This window comes from Paenibacillus sp. MMO-58 (genome assembly GCF_037146255.1).
GTDB lineage: Bacteria > Bacillota > Bacilli > Paenibacillales > Paenibacillaceae > Pristimantibacillus.
The window spans coordinates 23,597-39,981 of sequence record NZ_JBBCVY010000018.1 but is presented as its reverse complement, the minus strand read 5'-3'; the positions used below and the strand labels follow the sequence as shown (position 1 = coordinate 39,981).

Annotated in this window: 15 protein-coding genes; all 15 read left to right on the top strand. The window is 50.1% G+C overall.

The genetic code is table 11. The features are described from left to right. The 15 genes from WFJ73_RS30745 (at position 1) to WFJ73_RS30675 (ending at position 16,385) form a co-directional block, all read left to right on the top strand. The gene (locus WFJ73_RS30745) at positions 1-279 is read left to right on the top strand and encodes an RNA-binding S4 domain-containing protein (protein WP_012772052.1); all 279 of its coding nucleotides are present in this window, start codon (positions 1-3) and stop codon (positions 277-279) included. 159 nt (positions 280-438) lie between these two features. Then, entirely contained in the window at positions 439-1,179 is a 741-nt protein-coding gene (locus WFJ73_RS30740) for a hypothetical protein (RefSeq protein WP_336776677.1), read from the top strand. A gap of 160 nt (positions 1,180-1,339) precedes the next feature. Next, positions 1,340-2,155 carry a DUF817 domain-containing protein gene (locus tag WFJ73_RS30735; protein ID WP_336776676.1) on the top strand — a complete coding sequence of 272 codons (816 nt, stop codon included), beginning with the start codon at positions 1,340-1,342 and terminating at the stop codon, positions 2,153-2,155. 108 nt (positions 2,156-2,263) lie between these two features. Then, positions 2,264-2,548 carry a sporulation protein YabP gene (gene yabP, locus WFJ73_RS30730; protein WP_127496999.1) on the top strand — a complete coding sequence of 95 codons (285 nt, stop codon included), beginning with the start codon at positions 2,264-2,266 and terminating at the stop codon, positions 2,546-2,548. Then, a complete protein-coding gene (gene yabQ, locus WFJ73_RS30725; protein WP_336776675.1) occupies positions 2,545-3,150 on the top strand; it encodes a spore cortex biosynthesis protein YabQ in 606 nt (201 codons plus the stop codon). The genes yabP and yabQ overlap by 4 nt, the downstream gene beginning before the upstream one ends. A 30-nt stretch (positions 3,151-3,180) precedes the next feature. Then, a complete protein-coding gene (locus tag WFJ73_RS30720; protein WP_012772057.1) occupies positions 3,181-3,492 on the top strand; it encodes an FtsB family cell division protein in 312 nt (103 codons plus the stop codon). A gap of 97 nt (positions 3,493-3,589) precedes the next feature. Continuing rightward, positions 3,590-4,078 (top strand): S1 domain-containing RNA-binding protein, encoded by a 489-nt coding sequence (locus tag WFJ73_RS30715; protein WP_127496997.1) that lies wholly within the window; start codon positions 3,590-3,592, stop codon positions 4,076-4,078. 712 nt (positions 4,079-4,790) lie between these two features. Further along, the gene (gene spoIIE, locus WFJ73_RS30710; protein WP_442956006.1) at positions 4,791-7,283 is read left to right on the top strand and encodes a stage II sporulation protein E; all 2,493 of its coding nucleotides are present in this window, start codon (positions 4,791-4,793) and stop codon (positions 7,281-7,283) included. A 227-nt stretch (positions 7,284-7,510) separates the two neighbouring features. Then, complete coding sequence (locus WFJ73_RS30705; RefSeq protein WP_127496995.1) at positions 7,511-8,239, top strand: vWA domain-containing protein; 729 nt, start codon at positions 7,511-7,513, stop codon at positions 8,237-8,239. Continuing rightward, complete coding sequence (locus tag WFJ73_RS30700; RefSeq protein ID WP_336776674.1) at positions 8,223-9,140, top strand: serine/threonine protein kinase; 918 nt, start codon at positions 8,223-8,225, stop codon at positions 9,138-9,140. The genes WFJ73_RS30705 and WFJ73_RS30700 overlap by 17 nt, the downstream gene beginning before the upstream one ends. Positions 9,141-9,194: 54 nt before the next feature. Continuing rightward, positions 9,195-10,622 carry a tRNA lysidine(34) synthetase TilS gene (gene tilS / locus WFJ73_RS30695; RefSeq protein ID WP_336776673.1) on the top strand — a complete coding sequence of 476 codons (1,428 nt, stop codon included), beginning with the start codon at positions 9,195-9,197 and terminating at the stop codon, positions 10,620-10,622. A gap of 54 nt (positions 10,623-10,676) precedes the next feature. Beyond that, entirely contained in the window at positions 10,677-11,216 is a 540-nt protein-coding gene (hpt, locus tag WFJ73_RS30690) for a hypoxanthine phosphoribosyltransferase (RefSeq protein ID WP_012772064.1), read from the top strand. Between the two features lie 102 nt (positions 11,217-11,318). Next, the gene (ftsH, locus tag WFJ73_RS30685) at positions 11,319-13,331 is read left to right on the top strand and encodes an ATP-dependent zinc metalloprotease FtsH (RefSeq protein WP_336776672.1); all 2,013 of its coding nucleotides are present in this window, start codon (positions 11,319-11,321) and stop codon (positions 13,329-13,331) included. Between the two features lie 331 nt (positions 13,332-13,662). Beyond that, on the top strand, positions 13,663-14,730 hold the full coding sequence (locus WFJ73_RS30680) for a BMP family lipoprotein (protein WP_336776671.1): 1,068 nt from the start codon (positions 13,663-13,665) through the stop codon (positions 14,728-14,730). A gap of 110 nt (positions 14,731-14,840) precedes the next feature. Beyond that, positions 14,841-16,385, top strand: a complete 1,545-nt coding sequence (locus WFJ73_RS30675) for an ABC transporter ATP-binding protein (RefSeq protein WP_336776670.1) — start codon at positions 14,841-14,843, stop codon at positions 16,383-16,385.

Here is a 16,385-nt window from a genome sequence, read left to right as displayed (position 1 = left end):
ATGCGTCTCGATAAATTCCTCAAAGTATCCCGGTTGATCAAGCGCCGTACGGTAGCAAAGGACGTGTCCGAGCAAGGGCGCGTCTGGATCAACGGCCGTGAAGCGAAAGCTAGCAGCACGGTTAAAGCAGGGGATGAGCTTACGATCCAATACGGACAGAAGACGGTAACCGTTCGTGTCGAACGAATTGCCGAAACGACCCGTAAGGATGAAGCCGGTGAGCTTTACACTTTGATCAAGGAAGAACAACGCCCGCGCGAGGATAACCTCGGCTGGTAAACAATAAAGAGCTGTCACCTTTAGTGGCAGCTCTTTTTTCAATTCTAAGAGTTTATTTGTTTCATGTAGACAGGGCTTATAATTGACCGGATTGAAACGCGCCCTCCGTCTAAGGACGGCGAAGCCGTTTCACCTTGATGCTCAGGAGGTAGACAAGCCTTGATTCCAGCCATGACGAATTTGCCCGAAGTCCGTCCTTCAAAGGGCGGAGGCGTATTGGGACTGACCTTTTCTCTCTTTATAAAAAATGCCGCAGTGCTGCTGCTCATAACGGCAATTACGATCGTGCCGGTTGAACTCATAATTTGTTACGGTTTTTCTAACCTGTCTATCGATAATATTGTCAAAGACATCATGATCTCTCAGCTATTCTTAACCCTGCTGACCCCCGTTGTCGTTTACTACTTGATTGAGAGACTTCGGGGCGGCAAGGGCAGCGTTGCCGATGCTTACCGATGGGGGCTCCGCAAGTGGCTGAGGATGATCATGTATAATTTTCTCCAGGGCGTCATTCTTTCGGCGGGGCTCCTGTTTTTCATCGTTCCGGGTTTGTTCATGTATGTAAGGCTTCTGCTGCTCCCCGCTGTCGTCTCTATCGAGAATACTTCCGTGACGAATCCGCTCGAGAGCAGCCGCAATATGGCCGTAGGACAATTCTGGCGTTTTCTCGGACTTGGCGTCGTCATCAATCTATTTAGCTTTCTCCTAGGCTTGGGTGCAAGCAAATTGCTGCTAGAATCGGGGAATATCAACGGGATTACGGTTACGCTTTATTATCTGTTCATAGACTGGGTATCGCTGATTGGAGTTATTCTATCTCTCGTGCTTTATCTCAAGATCAGAACGGAGCAATATGCGGCTGCAGCCCAAGCAGCTGAAGAAGCTGCCGTAACGGCATAACCGGTTAAGGGAAAGAGCATTTCTCTCAAAGAGAGAAGTGCTCTTTTTGTTTCTCTAAAACAAAAATATCAATGATATCATTAAATATTTATTGTAAAACGATAAATATTTATGGTACTTTAATGGTGGTTTTCCATTATGCAGAGGAGGGGGCATACTTATGGAATTGCAGCCCTTATTGAATGCGGTCTGGATCCGTCGTATTTGGCAGCTTTTTATTTTTGGTTATCAGCAGGCCATGTCCTGTATTTTTCCGGTTATTATTTTCGCGTCTCTGGCTTTAACCAAGGTTATATCTATACCTTACGTTCATCGTTACGATCTGCTGCTGCTGATCTGCCTGTTTACCCAGGTTGGCATGGTGGTATTTAAGCTGGAGACCATTGACGAGCTTAAAGTAATTTGCATGTTCCATATTATTGGATTGATGCTTGAGCTGTACAAAGTGCATATGGGCTCCTGGTCTTATCCGGGCGAAGGCTGGTCGAAGCTGTTTGGGGTGCCGCTTTACAGCGGATTTATGTATGCCAGCGTCGCCAGCTACATCTGTCAGGCATGGAGGAGGCTGTCGATTTCCGTATACGGGTGGCCGCGGCAGCGTTATGCCGTAATAGTCTGCATCGCTATTTATTTGAACTTTTTTACTCACCACTATTTGTGGGATATGCGGTGGGTGCTGACGCTGCTTCTGGTTATTGTCTTTTACCGGACTTCTTTTGCCTATAAGGTGGGGGGGAGGGAGTACCGCATGCATGTTGTGTTGTCCTTTCTGCTTATCGGCTTCTTCATCTGGCTTGCGGAAAATATTTCGACGTTTATGGGGGCATGGGCCTATCCGGATCAGGAGCATACCTGGCATATCGTCCATTTGGGAAAAATCAGTTCCTGGTACTTGCTTGTTGTCATCAGCGTCATTATCGTGGCGCAGCTGAAGCGCGTAAAAAGCGCAAGGGACGGAGGCAATCCTTCGCTCTAGCGAAACCGATATGAAAGAGTAGATTTGCCCTCGCGCGGATGTTCTAAAGTTCGTCCAACCCCCATAAGCTAGTCTCAAGCTATGCTTTCGAAGTGGAGGGACGGGTCAATGGTTGAACAAAGCAAAGGGCAGAAGCGGCAGGAAGTCAAAATGCTGAACCGCAAGCTGCTCGAAATTACCGGCGTGCTAAATGTGGAAAGTTTCGACAGCGAAGAGTTTCTGCTCGATACCGATCTTGGCTTCTTGATGATAAAAGGGCAAAACCTGCATATCAAGCATCTCAATCTGGAACAAAACCTTGTCGCCATCGAGGGGTATGTCCATTCACTCGCCTATTTGGACGCCAATACCTCTACCAAAACTAAAGGCTTATTCGGTAAGCTGTTTAAGTGACCTCCTTAAGCCTACAGTTTCTCACAATGGGGATGATGCTGCTATCAGGCATCGGGATGGGCGTGGTCTTCGACGGCTACCGGGTTGTGTCGAATGAATTACGCTTCCCGCGGTGGACGCTGCCGGTACTCGATATGGTGTACTGGCTAGCCGCATCGCTCCTTGTATTTCGTGTGCTGTACGCCAGCAACTATGGCGAGGTGCGGGCGTATGTTTTCCTCGGCTTGCTTATTGGCGTGTTATGTTATTACTGGCTGCTGAGCAAACCGGTCATTCGTACGGTAAAATGGCTGATTGATGCGGTACGAGCCCTCATCCGGTTCACGCTGCGGACATTTGACCTTCTAATTGTGAAGCCGGTCGTCCTGTTATACCGGTTTATCCGCGTCTTAATCGGATTTGGGACCGCGCTCACTATTTTCCTGTTAAAAATTGTGCTACAATTGGTTCGTCCGTTCTGGTTTTTGCTGCGTTTTCTGCTTGGTCCGCTTACGCGCCCGCTATGGCGATGGCTTGGTCCAATGATTTCCAGACTGCAGCTCAAAGAAAGATGGGACAAGATCCTATCGGGTGTTATAAAATTATGGAAACGCCTGTTTTAACGTGTTATTCATTTTAGGAGGTTTACCGTTATGACGACTGCCACAGCCAATCCATCGACAGGGAACGCAGGATCCAAACGCCGTCTGCGTATATGGGCCATGTGCATCACTCTATTTTTGTGCTGGGCGGCGTATACCTTTATTGGTCAAATCAAGGATGCGCGTGCCACACAGGCGCAATTGACGGAGATCAAGAAGCAGGTAGATGATTCCACTCTTCAGTCCAAGCAGCTTCAACAACAGATAGATCGGCTTAACGATCCGGAATATATCAGACAACTTGCAACGAAGGAACAAGGAATGGTAACACCTGGAGAACAGCAGATTCAGGTCATTAAATAGACGCAACAACGGGTGAACGTCTGTTGACCTTACTTTGACGATTCGGTTATAATCACGATAGTAACGCTATTTAGCTTAGGGAGGAACATTTTATTTTATGGCAATTGAAGTAGGAGCCAAGTTAGAAGGCAAAGTGACAGGCATAACGCATTTCGGAGCATTCGTTGATTTGTCCGGGGGTGTCACAGGGCTCGTTCACATCTCGGAAATTGCCGATAACTACGTCAAAGACGTGAAGGATCACCTGAAAATTGACGATGTTGTTAAAGTCAAAGTGATCAACGTTGATAAAGACGGTAAGATCGGACTTTCCATCAAACAGGCAGTTGACCGGCCTGAGGGCCAGGCAGCACCACAACGTGAACCACGTGCAGGCGGTGGCGGCGGTTTTAATCGTGGAGGCGGCGGCGGTCAAGATCGCGGTGGACGTCCTTTCAACAAGCAGTCGGCTGGCAGACCGTCTTACAACAAACCGTCATTCGAGGATAAAATGTCTCGCTTCCTGAAAGATAGCGAAGAACGTATCTCCTCCCTGAAGAAAAATACCGAAGGCAAACGCGGCGGCCGCGGTGCTAAACGGGTCTAAGCTGGATTTTATACAATCATATGAGGGCAGAACCTAAACGGTTCTGCCTTTTTTACCACAAAAGACCTTATAAATTCCGAGAGTCGGAACTTATAAGGTCTTTTTGGCGATAAAACCTACCGCTAAACGCGGTCGCCCATCTTCGAATTGCATGGATAAGGGTTTTCTCACGGCAGCACGCCTTCTCGCCACTCCCCAAACTCTAAGTTTATAAGCGACTTAAGCGGGGTAATAAAGATCATCCCGTATAGAGCGACAAACTTCCTCATAAAAGCAGACTCCAGCAGTCTCCGTGATGCTGTTAACGGAGTTCCGCTAAGCCCTTGCTGGCCCCAAACGCCAGAAAAAAACGCTCAATTCACGTTTTTCAGCCCCCGCTATGCGCTTTTTTCAAAAAATATACCTCATTTCAAAAAAAGTTTTAGCTTGTTTCCCCGATACTCCCTGCAATCCCGACAGCAGAAAACAAAGATTTCGCGGACAGAACGAGGCGCGAAGCGACGGTTTTTGTTGAAGCGGCAGTAGTGCCAATAGTCACGTGTCAGGTTTAAATCCAGTAACGGCGCGGATTTGAAAGCGTTGACAATTTGTGGGTGAAGGATTTCTCTTTTGTCGGAAAAAACTTTGGCACGCCCACGGTAAACTGACAAACTTCATACGGACATGCTCCTATAATGAGAACCACAACAAAACGAAATGGGTGGTGTTCGATATGAAAAAAGAAAACGTGATTATGTTTCCTGCAGGCGAGCAACAAATGGGATGGGGACGTTCCATTATGGAGAAGGGCCGTGGATGGTTATCTTCGAGAAGGCTGGTCCAGCTGGTGCTAGCGAAGAAATGGACAATCATGCTTGTGGGGCTTGGCTTCCTGCTCGGAAGGGCGGTGATCCTGGAATCCCTGATGCCCTTCGCTGCGGCTTACTTTGCGGTCGTCTACTTTCTTCGAAAAGACGCGTTCGCCTGGACAGCCGTATCGCTCGTGGCCGGGAGCTGGTTCGCGGTTACGCCCGCACCCTTATGGATCGGGATGGAGCTCGCCGTTCTATTCTTATTATTTAAAGGCCTGGAGGCTTACGAGAAGGCGGAGCTCGGGACTGCTCCCTTACTCGTCTTTATCTCCACCTTACTTGTGCAGCTATTTGGACTCTTCATAGGAGATACGATGAGCTGGTATGGGTTCATGATGGTGGTGGTGGAGGCAGCGCTCAGCTTTGTGCTTACGCTTGTCTTTATTCAGGCCATACCGGTTCTGACCATGGCGAAAAAAACCGCCTCTCTCAAGAATGAAGAGATTATCTGCCTGATGATTCTGCTTGCCTCCGTCATGACCGGAGCGGTAGGCTGGCAAATTTACGGTCTGTCCGTTGAACATATTATGTCGCGCTTCCTGCTGCTGTTGTTTGCTCTTGCAGGAGGGGCTCCGCTTGGAGCCTGTGTCGGCGTAGTTGCCGGACTTATTCTTAGTCTCGCCGACTTTAACGCGGTTGTGCAAATGAGCTTGCTTGCTTTCGCGGGGTTATTGGCCGGCCTTCTGCGCGAAGGCGGTAAAGCCGCGGTTGCTTTCGGCATGCTGCTCGGCACCTCTATCCTCGCTATCTATGTGGGAAGCGGATCGGATGTGATGACCTCGACATGGGAGTCGGTCACCGCAGCTGTCCTGCTTATGCTTACCCCCAAAATTATGATTCGAACCATCGCCCGCTATGTTCCGGGTACAAACGAGCATGCCAAGTCGCAGCATGAGTATGCCAAGCGTGTACGCGATGTAACGGCGGAGCGGGTATCCCAATATTCGGAGGTGTTCCGCCAGCTCTCGAAGAGCTTTGGCCAGCTCAATAACACGGCAGGGGCCGTGAAGCAGGAGGAGGAGCTTAATCATTTCATGCAGGCGGTGTCGGCGCGAAGCTGCGCAGACTGCCACCGGAATAAGGCTTGCTGGGAGGGCAAGTATTTTCAAACCTATCAAATGATGAAGGACATGATCTCGGCTGTGGACGAGGATCGCATTCCAACGCACAATATGCCGCGCACATGGGCGTCCCATTGCGCGAAGCCTGCTCAGGTGCTTGGCATTATCGAGCAGGAGTACGAGCTTTATAAGAATGATATGCATTGGAAAAAGCAAATATTCGATTCAAGGCAGCTTGTGGCGGATCAATTATCGGGCGTATCGCAGGTGATGGAGGACCTGGCGCATGAAATTAAAAGGGAGGGGCAGACCCTGCATCTGCAGGAGGAACAGATCCGTGAAGCATTGGAGGGACTAGGATTATCCATACAGGAAATTGAGGTCATTAATCTGGAAGAGGGGAATGTGGAAATCGAACTGTATCACCATTTTGCCAGGGGTTACGATGAATGCCGTAAAATTATCGCTCCGCTCTTATCGGATATACTGGGCGAGCATGTGGCCGTCAAATCGGAGAGACCGGCAGAGAAGAATGGCGAGCCAACCCTTGTCGTGTTTGGTTCGGCTAAGGAATTCGAGGTGGAGACAGGCATTGCCGGTGCCGCCAAAGGAGGCGACCTGCTGTCGGGAGACAGCTTCAGTATGCTGGAGCTTGGCAATGGCAAATTCGCCGTAGCCATTAGTGACGGCATGGGCAATGGAGAACGCGCGCGCCAGGAGAGCAGCGCAGCCCTGTCGATTTTGCAGCAGCTTTTGAAGTCCGGGATGGATGAGAAGCTTGCCATCAAATCGGTCAATTCGATTCTTCTCTTGCGATCGCCGGATGAGGTGTTCGCGACAATCGATCTGGCGATGATCGATTTATATACGGCGAGGACAACCTTCATGAAGATCGGCTCGACGCCAAGCTTTATTAAACGAGGAAACGAGGTGATTCCGGTAACGGCAAATAATTTGCCGGTTGGTATTTTGCAGGATATCGAATTCGACCTGATCTCCATGCCGCTGGAGCCGGGCGATACGATCGTCATGATGAGCGACGGAATTTATGACGCGCCGGGACATGCGGTCAATAAGGAGATGTGGATGAAGAGAATTATTCAGGAGCTGAAGACCGAAGAACCGCAGGAAATGGCCGATGCCTTGCTGGAGACCGTGGTGAGGTATCATGAGGGCGATATTAAAGATGATATGACGGTGCTTGTCGCAAAGATCGATAAGCATTTGCCGGAATGGGCGTCGTTCCGATGGCCGGGAATTAACCGGTTGGAGCGGCCGCGGACGGTAAGCTGAAGGAGGCAGATGACAAATGGGTGGATGCAGGCTCTTAGACTAAAGCGCGGCAATTTGCGCTTTGGCTCCGAGAGCCTTTTTGCTTGGCATAGGCTTGATTATAAATTATTCTTTGCAACGGCTGCATAATTTCTCGGGAAATAGGGCAATCTAGCGGTTTATCCCTCGCTTCAAACGGCAAAACTAATAGAGAGGTTATGCTTGTTTTGAAGAGGAGGCAAGGAATAATGAAACAAATATTGCTGGTGACGGACGGCTGCTCCAACGTCGGAATGAGTCCGGTTGTAGCGGCGGCGCATGCGAAGTCGGAAGGTATTGCGGTCAATGTAGTAGGTATTCTTGATTATGGCGATGTAGGGGAACTCGGTGCATCCGAAATAGAAGAGATTGCTCGCGCAGGAGGGGGGCTTAGCAGGCTTGTAAATATGCGGCAGCTGTCGCAGACGGTTCAAATGATGACGAGAAAAACGGCGGTTCAAACGATTCAGCTGGCGGTCCAAAAGGAACTGAAGCAGGTGCTTGGCAACGGCTCGATCGAAGCGCTCCCACCCGAGAAGCGGAGCGAGGTCGTCCGTGTAATCGACGAGCTTGGCGAGACATCCAAGCTGCAGGTTGCCCTGCTGATAGACGCAAGCGCCAGCATGAAGCCAAAGCTTCGCGCGGTGGAGGAAGCAATTCATGATCTTATGCTAAGCCTGCAGGCGCGTCAGGGGCAGAGCGAGATTGCCGTATTCCATTTTCCAAGCAGCAAGCATGGCGAGGACTGCAAGCTGGATCTGGATTGGACCGATAATCTGAAAGGGATTTCTTCTATATTTACGAAATTCCCTATGAGCGGGACGACGCCAACGGGTCCGGCGATGATGCAAGTCATTGATTTTTACCGGCAGGGGGATTATGGTAAGAAGAGCAGAAACGATGAAACGGATGGGATGATGAGTGACTACGTCGTTTAAGTTGAATCTCCGCCGCGGTGCCGTTGTTACGGGGAAATGGAAGCATTCCCGTTATCGAGTCGAGCGGTTGCTTGGAGAGGGAGCGAACGGCAAGGTTTATCTCGTTCATGCTGACCGCGGCTGGTGCGCATTAAAAGTTGGGATGGACGCCATTGATCTGCAGTCGGAGATCAATGTTCTGCAGGCTCTCGAGAAGCAGGACCGGAAGCAGACCTACCTTTATGAAGTGGATGACCTGCTTGGAGAGGGCGGCAAAGAGTATCCTTTCTATATTATGAGATACGTGCGCGGCGTAACGATTTCCGACTTCCTGGAGAAAAACGGGCCTGAGTGGTTCCCGCTCATTGGTCTTAACCTGCTTGGCAAGCTGGCCGAGCTTCACCGTAGGGGCTGGGTATTTGGCGATCTGAAGATCGATAACGTGCTGGTCGCCGACTACGGGTATGTGGAGCTAGTCGATTACGGCGGCGTTACGGCGATGGGCAAAGGGATCCGCCAGTTCACCGAAATTTATGACCGCGGCTTTTGGAATGCGGGATCGCGTTCGGCGGATGCCAGATACGATCTGTTCTCCTTCGCCGTGCTTTGCATCATGCTCCATGAGCCGAAGAAGCTTCACGCGCTGACGGGAGGGTTGCCGCAAATCCGCTCAACTGAAGAGCTGGAACGTTTAATTAGCGAGTGTAAGGGGCTGGCTCCTGTAGCGGGATGGCTCAAGCAAGCGCTCGGCGGGCAATTCTTTGACGCTTCGGAAGGAGCGGAGGCCTGGCGGAGGCTGCTGCACCGCAGGGATACGCGGGTAAAAAGCGCGAAGACGCCCGGATGGCTGAAAGGGCTTGCCGCCGTTTCGGCCGTTGTGCTTGGTGTTTCGGTTTACTGGCTGCTCCGTAGTGGTATATAGCTGATATATAGAAGAAACATATACTAAAAGGGGAATGGGGAGATACATACGCATATGGAAACGGGAGACCATAAGCTGCTGACCGACATGATGAAATATAGAACAACCGAACAGCTATGGTCAAAGGGCGACCGGATCGTGGCCGCTGTATCCGGCGGTCCCGATTCAATGGCTCTGCTGCATCTGCTCTGGCTGGCAGCCCGGCAGGAACAGCTTACAGTTATTGCGGCCCATGTTAATCATGGCTTTCGCAAGGAGGCATCCCGGCAGGAGGCGGAGGTTGTCCGCCAATATGCGGAGAAGCTGGGCGTACCCTTCGAGATGATTGAGCTCGATATGCCCGCATACATAGAAGAAACGGGAAAAAACGCGCAATCCGCGGCGCGGGAAAAGCGTTATGCTTTTCTACACGAAATTGCGGCAAAATACGATGCGTCTGCCATCGCGCTTGCCCATCATGCCGATGATCAGGCGGAGACGGTTATGATGCGGGTCATCCGCGGAGCGGGCCTAGCCGGCCTTGCAGGAATGGCTCCAAAAAGGAAAGAAAAAAACGTGGAACTTATTCGACCATTACTTCGTATGAACAAGTCAGACATTGTGCGCTACTGCTCCGGGCAGGATGTTCCTTATTGCTTGGACGGCAGTAACAATGAGCGATATTACTTTCGGAATGTCGTTCGGCTGGATGTTATCCCTTATCTTTCGCAATTTAATCCTCAGCTTACCCACTCGCTAAGGCGGATCGCCGATGTGGCGGGGGCGGAGGATGATTGGATGGAGCTTGAAGGACAGCGGCTCTTTGCATCGCTTGTAACGTCATCGCCGGATGAATGCAAGCTTAATGCCGGTGAACTGATCGGTCTTCATGTCGCTTTACAAAGAAGATTGATTAAACTAATATTAAATTATCTTTCGAAGGATGCAGAAATTGCCTCCTTTGACGCGATTGAGACGATGCGGCTTGCGGCAGCCCCTGCAGCCCCGAGTACCTGGCGATACGATGCAGGCTCGGGTGTTCGGTGCATCCGCGAGTATAGCAGCATCCGATGGGTGCGAGTGCTGAACGCATCGGAAACCTCCGAAGATAGCTATGCCTTTTCCATTTCCGGGGATTCGAGGTCGGCGTTTATCACAGCCGGCGGAAGAACGCTGCATATCGAGCGGCTGAAGCGGGGTGAAGCGGTAAGACCAGCGGGACGGAGCGAGGTTTGCTTTGATGCGGACCAGCTTGATTTTCCGCTTACGGTACGAAATCGGCAGCCTGGCGACCGAATTCAGGTTTTAGGATTAAATGGGTCTAAAAAAGTGCAAGATATGTTCGTTGACGAAAAGATCGCGCCATCCGAGCGTGAGCGATATCCGCTGCTGGTTGATGCGAATAACCGCCTGCTCTGGATTCCGGGGATACGACGTTCGAGCCATGCGCAAACCGGTCATGAGACAACGGACTTCCTGTTCATTCGAATGGAGAACGAATAAGAAGCACTGCTGTATTCATAATTATAAAGTGAAAGATATAGGAGGATTTACATTTTGTTGAACGATATTAAAGAGGTACTCTACGACGAAGGGCAAATCAAGGCGAAGGTGAAGGAGCTTGGGGAAACGTTAAGCCGCGACTTCGACGGGCGTAATCCGCTCGTTATTTGCGTCCTCAAAGGTGCGTTTATTTTCATGTCCGACCTGGTCAAAGAGATGCCGATTAAACTTGAGATCGATTTTATGGCGGTATCGAGCTACGGGGCTTCGACCAAATCGTCGGGAGTCGTGAAGATTATTAAAGATCTTGATGCTTCCGTAGAAGGGCGTGACGTTCTGATCGTCGAAGATATTATTGACAGCGGTCTGACGCTGAGCTACTTGATCGATGTACTGGAGCGCCGTAATGCCAAGTCGGTAACGGTTGCCACGCTGTTCGACAAGCCTGCACGCCGTTCGGTTGATCTTGAAGCAGACTACACCGGGTTCTCGCTGCCGGATGAGTTTGTTGTCGGCTATGGCCTCGATTACGCAGAGAAATACCGCAACCTTCCGTTCATCGGAATTCTGAAGCCGGAAGTTTACGAGAAATAGAATTTGCGGTTAAACCGGCATGTCTCCCCTCACCTTAGTTCTATTGAGATGGAAAGTCATGCTATGTTAAAATATTAAAAGCGTCTTGAGAGGAGGTAGGGGATGAATCGGATCATCCGTAATACTGGATTTTATTTGATCATCTTTTTAGTAACGGTTGGGATTATTCAGTTTATCAGCAGCCAAAATAATACTACCGTCGGAATACGTTACGATCAGCTTCGCCAAGCAATCAGTTCCAACAACGTAGAAGAACTGACCGTGAAGTACGATGGCTATACTTATTTGGTTTCAGGTAAATATAAAGAACCGCCTGCGGACTCCAAAAACGGAGAGAAGAATTTCTCTTCGCGAATTGGTTTGGAAGCGGGGCAAGACATTCTTGATGCAGAGAAGCAATACGGATTTAAGCTGAACTACAAGCCAATGGATACACCCAGCATCTGGCTTACGTTCCTTACTTCCATAATTCCGTTTGTGATCATATTTATTTTGTTCTTCTTCCTGATGAATCAAGCTCAGGGCGGCGGCGGCAAAGTGATGAACTTTGGCAAGAGCCGCGCAAGGCTGTACAACGAAGAGAAGAAGCGCATCACCTTTGAGGATGTGGCAGGTGCCGACGAAGAGAAGCAAGAGCTTGTCGAGGTCGTTGACTTCCTGAAAGACCCTCGCAAATTCAACGTCGTGGGTGCACGTATTCCGAAGGGCGTATTGCTTGTGGGTCCTCCGGGTACCGGTAAAACGCTCCTTGCCCGTGCGGTAGCCGGCGAGGCAGGCGTACCATTCTTCAGCATCTCCGGTTCGGACTTCGTGGAAATGTTCGTCGGTGTCGGCGCATCCCGTGTCCGTGACCTGTTCGAGAATGCGAAGAAAAACGCCCCATGTATCATCTTTATCGACGAGATCGATGCGGTTGGTCGTCAGCGCGGCGCCGGACTTGGCGGCGGACATGACGAACGCGAGCAAACGCTCAACCAATTGCTCGTTGAGATGGACGGCTTTGGTGCTAACGAAGGCATTATTATCGTCGCTGCGACGAACCGTCCGGATATTCTGGACCCGGCGCTTCTTCGTCCGGGGCGCTTCGACCGTCAAATCACGGTTGACCGTCCAGACGTAAAAGGCCGCGAAGCGGTACTGAAAGTCCATGCGCGCAACAAGCCGCTTAACAAAGATGTGAAGCTTGATGTGATTGCAAAACGTACGACAGGCTTTACAGGCGCGGATCTTGAGAACCTGCTGAACGAAGCAGCGCTCCTAGCAGCCCGCCGTAACAAGAAAGACATTGCCATGCAAGAGGTTGACGAGGCGATTGACCGCGTAATCGTTGGTACGGAGAAGAAGAGCCGTGTCATCAGCGACCGCGAGAAACGTATTGTCGCTTACCACGAAGCTGGCCATACCATTGTCGGCTACTTCCTGGAGCATGCGGACATGGTACACAAGGTAACGATTATTCCACGCGGCCGTGCCGGCGGTTACGTCATTATGCTTCCGAAGGAAGACCGTATGCTCGTAACGAAGCAAGAGCTGCTTGATAAAGTAACGGGTCTGCTTGGCGGACGCGTTGCAGAAGAATTGTTTATCGGCGAGATTGGTACTGGCGCATACAGCGACTTCAAGCAAGCGACCGGTATCGTCCGCAGCATGATCATGGAATACGGTATGAGCGATAAGCTTGGTCCGATGCAGTTCGGCCAATCGCAAGGCCAAGTATTTCTCGGCAGAGATCTTGGTCACGAGCAGAACTACTCGGATAAGATTGCTTATGAGATTGACCAAGAGATGCAAAACTTTATCAATGATTGCTACACTCGTGCGAAGCAGTTGCTTACAGAGAAGAGCAGAGAAGTACATTTGATCGCTCAAACGCTGCTTAAAGAAGAAACGCTCGAGCTTGAGCAAATCAAGAATTTGATCGAATCCGGCGGTCTTGAAGGCGGAGATGCGCCTTCAGGAGAAGGAAGCGGTGCGGCGGAATCCTCTTCCGAGCCAATCGTAGATACGATCGGCGGCGTGAAGGTCCGTATTCAAACCCGCGATGCAGGCGAGATTACGCCTCCTGAGCTGGATGAACAAAAACCAGACGACGAAGATCCGAACAAAGGATCATAATTAGAAAACAGCCGTCCGATGTTTGCTTGATAGCAAACGAAGGACGGCTGTTTTTTGTTTGCCGTTCGGGTTTTGAGGGTATTAATCAGAAGACGAATCAGGATTATGTTAGCTATTTATCCGAAAATTCCGAATGTTTATCGCACAAATGTTACATAATCGACATGATGTTTAGTGAACAAAATTTCTGTGTCAAATTAGTTGACATAATGTGATTGACGGCTGTTAGATTGTAATTATAATTAAGGAGAATAGTGGCGCTGGACATCAAGAATAATAAAGATAGTGCAATTGCCCTAAACACAAATATAAAGCAGGGGAGAGAACAGGTATGAAGAAACAAGTTGGTTTAATGCTTATGATCATCCTGGCGTTGACATTTGTCTTGTCCGCATGCGGCAGCAAGAGCCATGACAACTCCAATAACTCTAACAAAGGCAGCAACGAGGGTGCTGCATCCCCGGGTACTTCTGGAGCGGCCTCCAAACTTAAAATTGGCATGGCTACAGACGTTGGCGGCGTTAATGACAAATCCTTTAACCAAAGCGCTTGGGAAGCTCTAAAGAAAGTAACGGCTGATACCGGTGCTGAAACGAAATATCTTGAATCTAAAGGCGATGCCGACATGGAGCCGAACCTGAAGGCTTTCGTATCGGAGAAATATGATCTGACTTGGGGCATCGGCTTCCTGTTTACGGACGCGATGACGAAAGTCGCAACTGAGAATCCAAACTCCAAATTCGCTCTTATCGATGCTGAAGTAGATCTGCCTAACGTTGAATCCGTATCTTTCGCGGAAAATGAAGGCTCCTTCCTCGTTGGCGTTGTTGCCGGTCTGATGACGAAAACAAACAAAATCGGTTTCGTTGGCGGCATGGAAATTCCGGTTATCAAAAAGTTCGAAGCCGGCTTTAAAGCTGGTGTAGAAGCGGTTAACCCTGAAGCTGCAAAAAGCATGAAAATTAACTATGTAGGCGACTTCTCCAAGCCTGACCTTGGGAAGCAAGCGGCTGCAACGATGTATGACGCTGGCGTCGACATCATCTTCCACGCTTCGGGTGCATCCGGTAACGGTGTATTCAACGAAGCTAAATCCCGTAAAGACGCTGGCAAAGATGTATGGGTAATCGGCGTAGACAAAGACCAATCGCTTGAATTCGGCGACGAAATCACACTGACTTCCATGATGAAGGGTGTAGAAGCGGCTGTTTATAAAGTTTCGACAGACCTGATCAACGGTACATGGCAAGGTGGCCAAGTCGTAACGCTTGGTCTGAAAGACAATGGCGTAGGTTTGCCAGAGACTTCTACGAAAAACGTTCCGGCTGATGTTCTTGCGAAAGTTGAAGAGTACAAACAAAAAATCATCAGCGGCGAGATTACGGTGCCAGTTAAATAATTTTCTTTGAGAAAATCATTTAATGTCGCTGTGTCAAGGCAAGGCCGGCAGTAAGCCGGTCTTGTCCTTTTTTGCCATACAGGTAGAAACCCCGGGGGGATGATGAAAGAATGGACCGGAGCACAACGGCTGTTGAACTAAAAGGGATAACGAAACGTTTTCCAGGGTTAGTGGCCAATGACAACATTAATTTTGAACTGAAAAAAGGCGAGATTCATGCACTGCTCGGAGAGAACGGGGCGGGCAAATCGACGCTAATGAACATTTTGTTCGGCTTGTATCAGCCTGAAGAAGGCGAGATTTGGGTTAACGGCAAGAAAACCGTCATTGACGGTGCAGGTAAAGCAATCGAACTTGGGATCGGCATGGTCCATCAGCATTTCAAGCTTGTGCAGCCGTTTACGGTTGCAGAGAATATCGTGCTCGGCAACGAGCCATCGAAATTTGGTTTTCTGAAATATAGACAAGCAAATCAGAGAGTTCGGGATCTCTCCGAACGTTACGGATTGAAAGTAGATCCGCAGATGCGGATTCAAGATATTACAGTCGGCATGCAGCAGCGGGTAGAAATTCTGAAAACCCTGTACCGCGGGGCCGACATTCTCATCTTCGATGAGCCTACGGCTGTACTGACCGTCCAGGAAATCGAAGAGCTGATTGAAATTTTGCGCAATCTGTCGGCTGAGGGCAAGTCGATTATTCTGATTACCCATAAGCTGAAGGAAGTTATGGCGCTGGCAGATTCGGTAACCGTTATCCGCAGAGGCAAGGTTATTCGAACCCTTCCAACGTCGGAAACAAACGAACGGCATTTGGCCGAGCTGATGGTCGGCAGAGACGTCACCTTCGAAGTCGAGAAATCGAAAAAGGAGCCTGGCGATGTTGTGCTGTCCGTTGATTCGCTGCGCATGAAGGGCGATCAAGGCAAGCAGGTTCTCGATGGCATCAGCCTTGATGTACGCGCCGGCGAGATTCTTGGTATCGCAGGGGTTGACGGCAATGGCCAAAGCGAGCTTATTTACGCCATTACGGGGATGCGAGGGGTTAACGGCGGAAGCGTAAAACTGAACGGCAAGGATATTACGAACCGAACGCCTCGCGAAGTGTCGCTGGCCGGCGTGAGCCATATTCCGGAGGACCGGCATAAGCATGGTCTCGTCCTTGATTTTACGCTAAGCGAGAATATGATTCTCGGCAGTTATTTCGACCCGCAGTTCGGCAAGAACGGCTTTATCGACTTTAAGGCAATGGACACGCTGGCCGATAAGCTGGTCAACGAGTTTGATGTCCGCGGCTCCGGTATTCATGCGAAAGCACGCTCGCTCTCCGGCGGTAACCAGCAGAAGGCGATTATCGCCCGTGAGCTCTGGAAAAACCCGGACCTGCTTATTGCGGTTCAGCCAACGCGTGGTCTCGATATCGGCGCGATTGAATACGTACATAAGCGGCTTGTCGAAGCGCGGAATGAAGGCAAAGCGATTCTGCTCGTTTCCTTTGAGCTGGATGAGCTGTATTCCTTGTCCGACCGAATCACGGTTATGTACGAAGGACGTTTGATGGGTGAAGTGGATGCCGATCATCGCGATGATCAGCAGCTTGGCCTGATGATGGCGGGCGATGCATCCGCTGCCGCCACAGCAGAAGGGAGGAAGTAG

Excerpts from the sequence above, each read along its gene's own strand:
- WFJ73_RS30745 (WP_012772052.1), top strand. The coding sequence starts at position 1 with ATGCGTCTCGATAAATTCCTCAAAGTATCCCGGTTGATCAAGCGCCGT.
- WFJ73_RS30735 (WP_336776676.1), top strand. The coding sequence starts at position 1,340 with ATGGAATTGCAGCCCTTATTGAATGCGGTCTGGATCCGTCGTATTTGG.
- yabP (WP_127496999.1), top strand. The coding sequence starts at position 2,264 with ATGGTTGAACAAAGCAAAGGGCAGAAGCGGCAGGAAGTCAAAATGCTG.
- WFJ73_RS30720 (WP_012772057.1), top strand. The coding sequence starts at position 3,181 with ATGACGACTGCCACAGCCAATCCATCGACAGGGAACGCAGGATCCAAA.
- WFJ73_RS30715 (WP_127496997.1), top strand. The coding sequence starts at position 3,590 with ATGGCAATTGAAGTAGGAGCCAAGTTAGAAGGCAAAGTGACAGGCATA.
- spoIIE (WP_442956006.1), top strand. The coding sequence starts at position 4,791 with ATGAAAAAAGAAAACGTGATTATGTTTCCTGCAGGCGAGCAACAAATG.
- WFJ73_RS30705 (WP_127496995.1), top strand. The coding sequence starts at position 7,511 with ATGAAACAAATATTGCTGGTGACGGACGGCTGCTCCAACGTCGGAATG.
- tilS (WP_336776673.1), top strand. The coding sequence starts at position 9,195 with ATGGAAACGGGAGACCATAAGCTGCTGACCGACATGATGAAATATAGA.
- ftsH (WP_336776672.1), top strand. The coding sequence starts at position 11,319 with ATGAATCGGATCATCCGTAATACTGGATTTTATTTGATCATCTTTTTA.
- WFJ73_RS30680 (WP_336776671.1), top strand. The coding sequence starts at position 13,663 with ATGAAGAAACAAGTTGGTTTAATGCTTATGATCATCCTGGCGTTGACA.
- WFJ73_RS30675 (WP_336776670.1), top strand. The coding sequence starts at position 14,841 with ATGGACCGGAGCACAACGGCTGTTGAACTAAAAGGGATAACGAAACGT.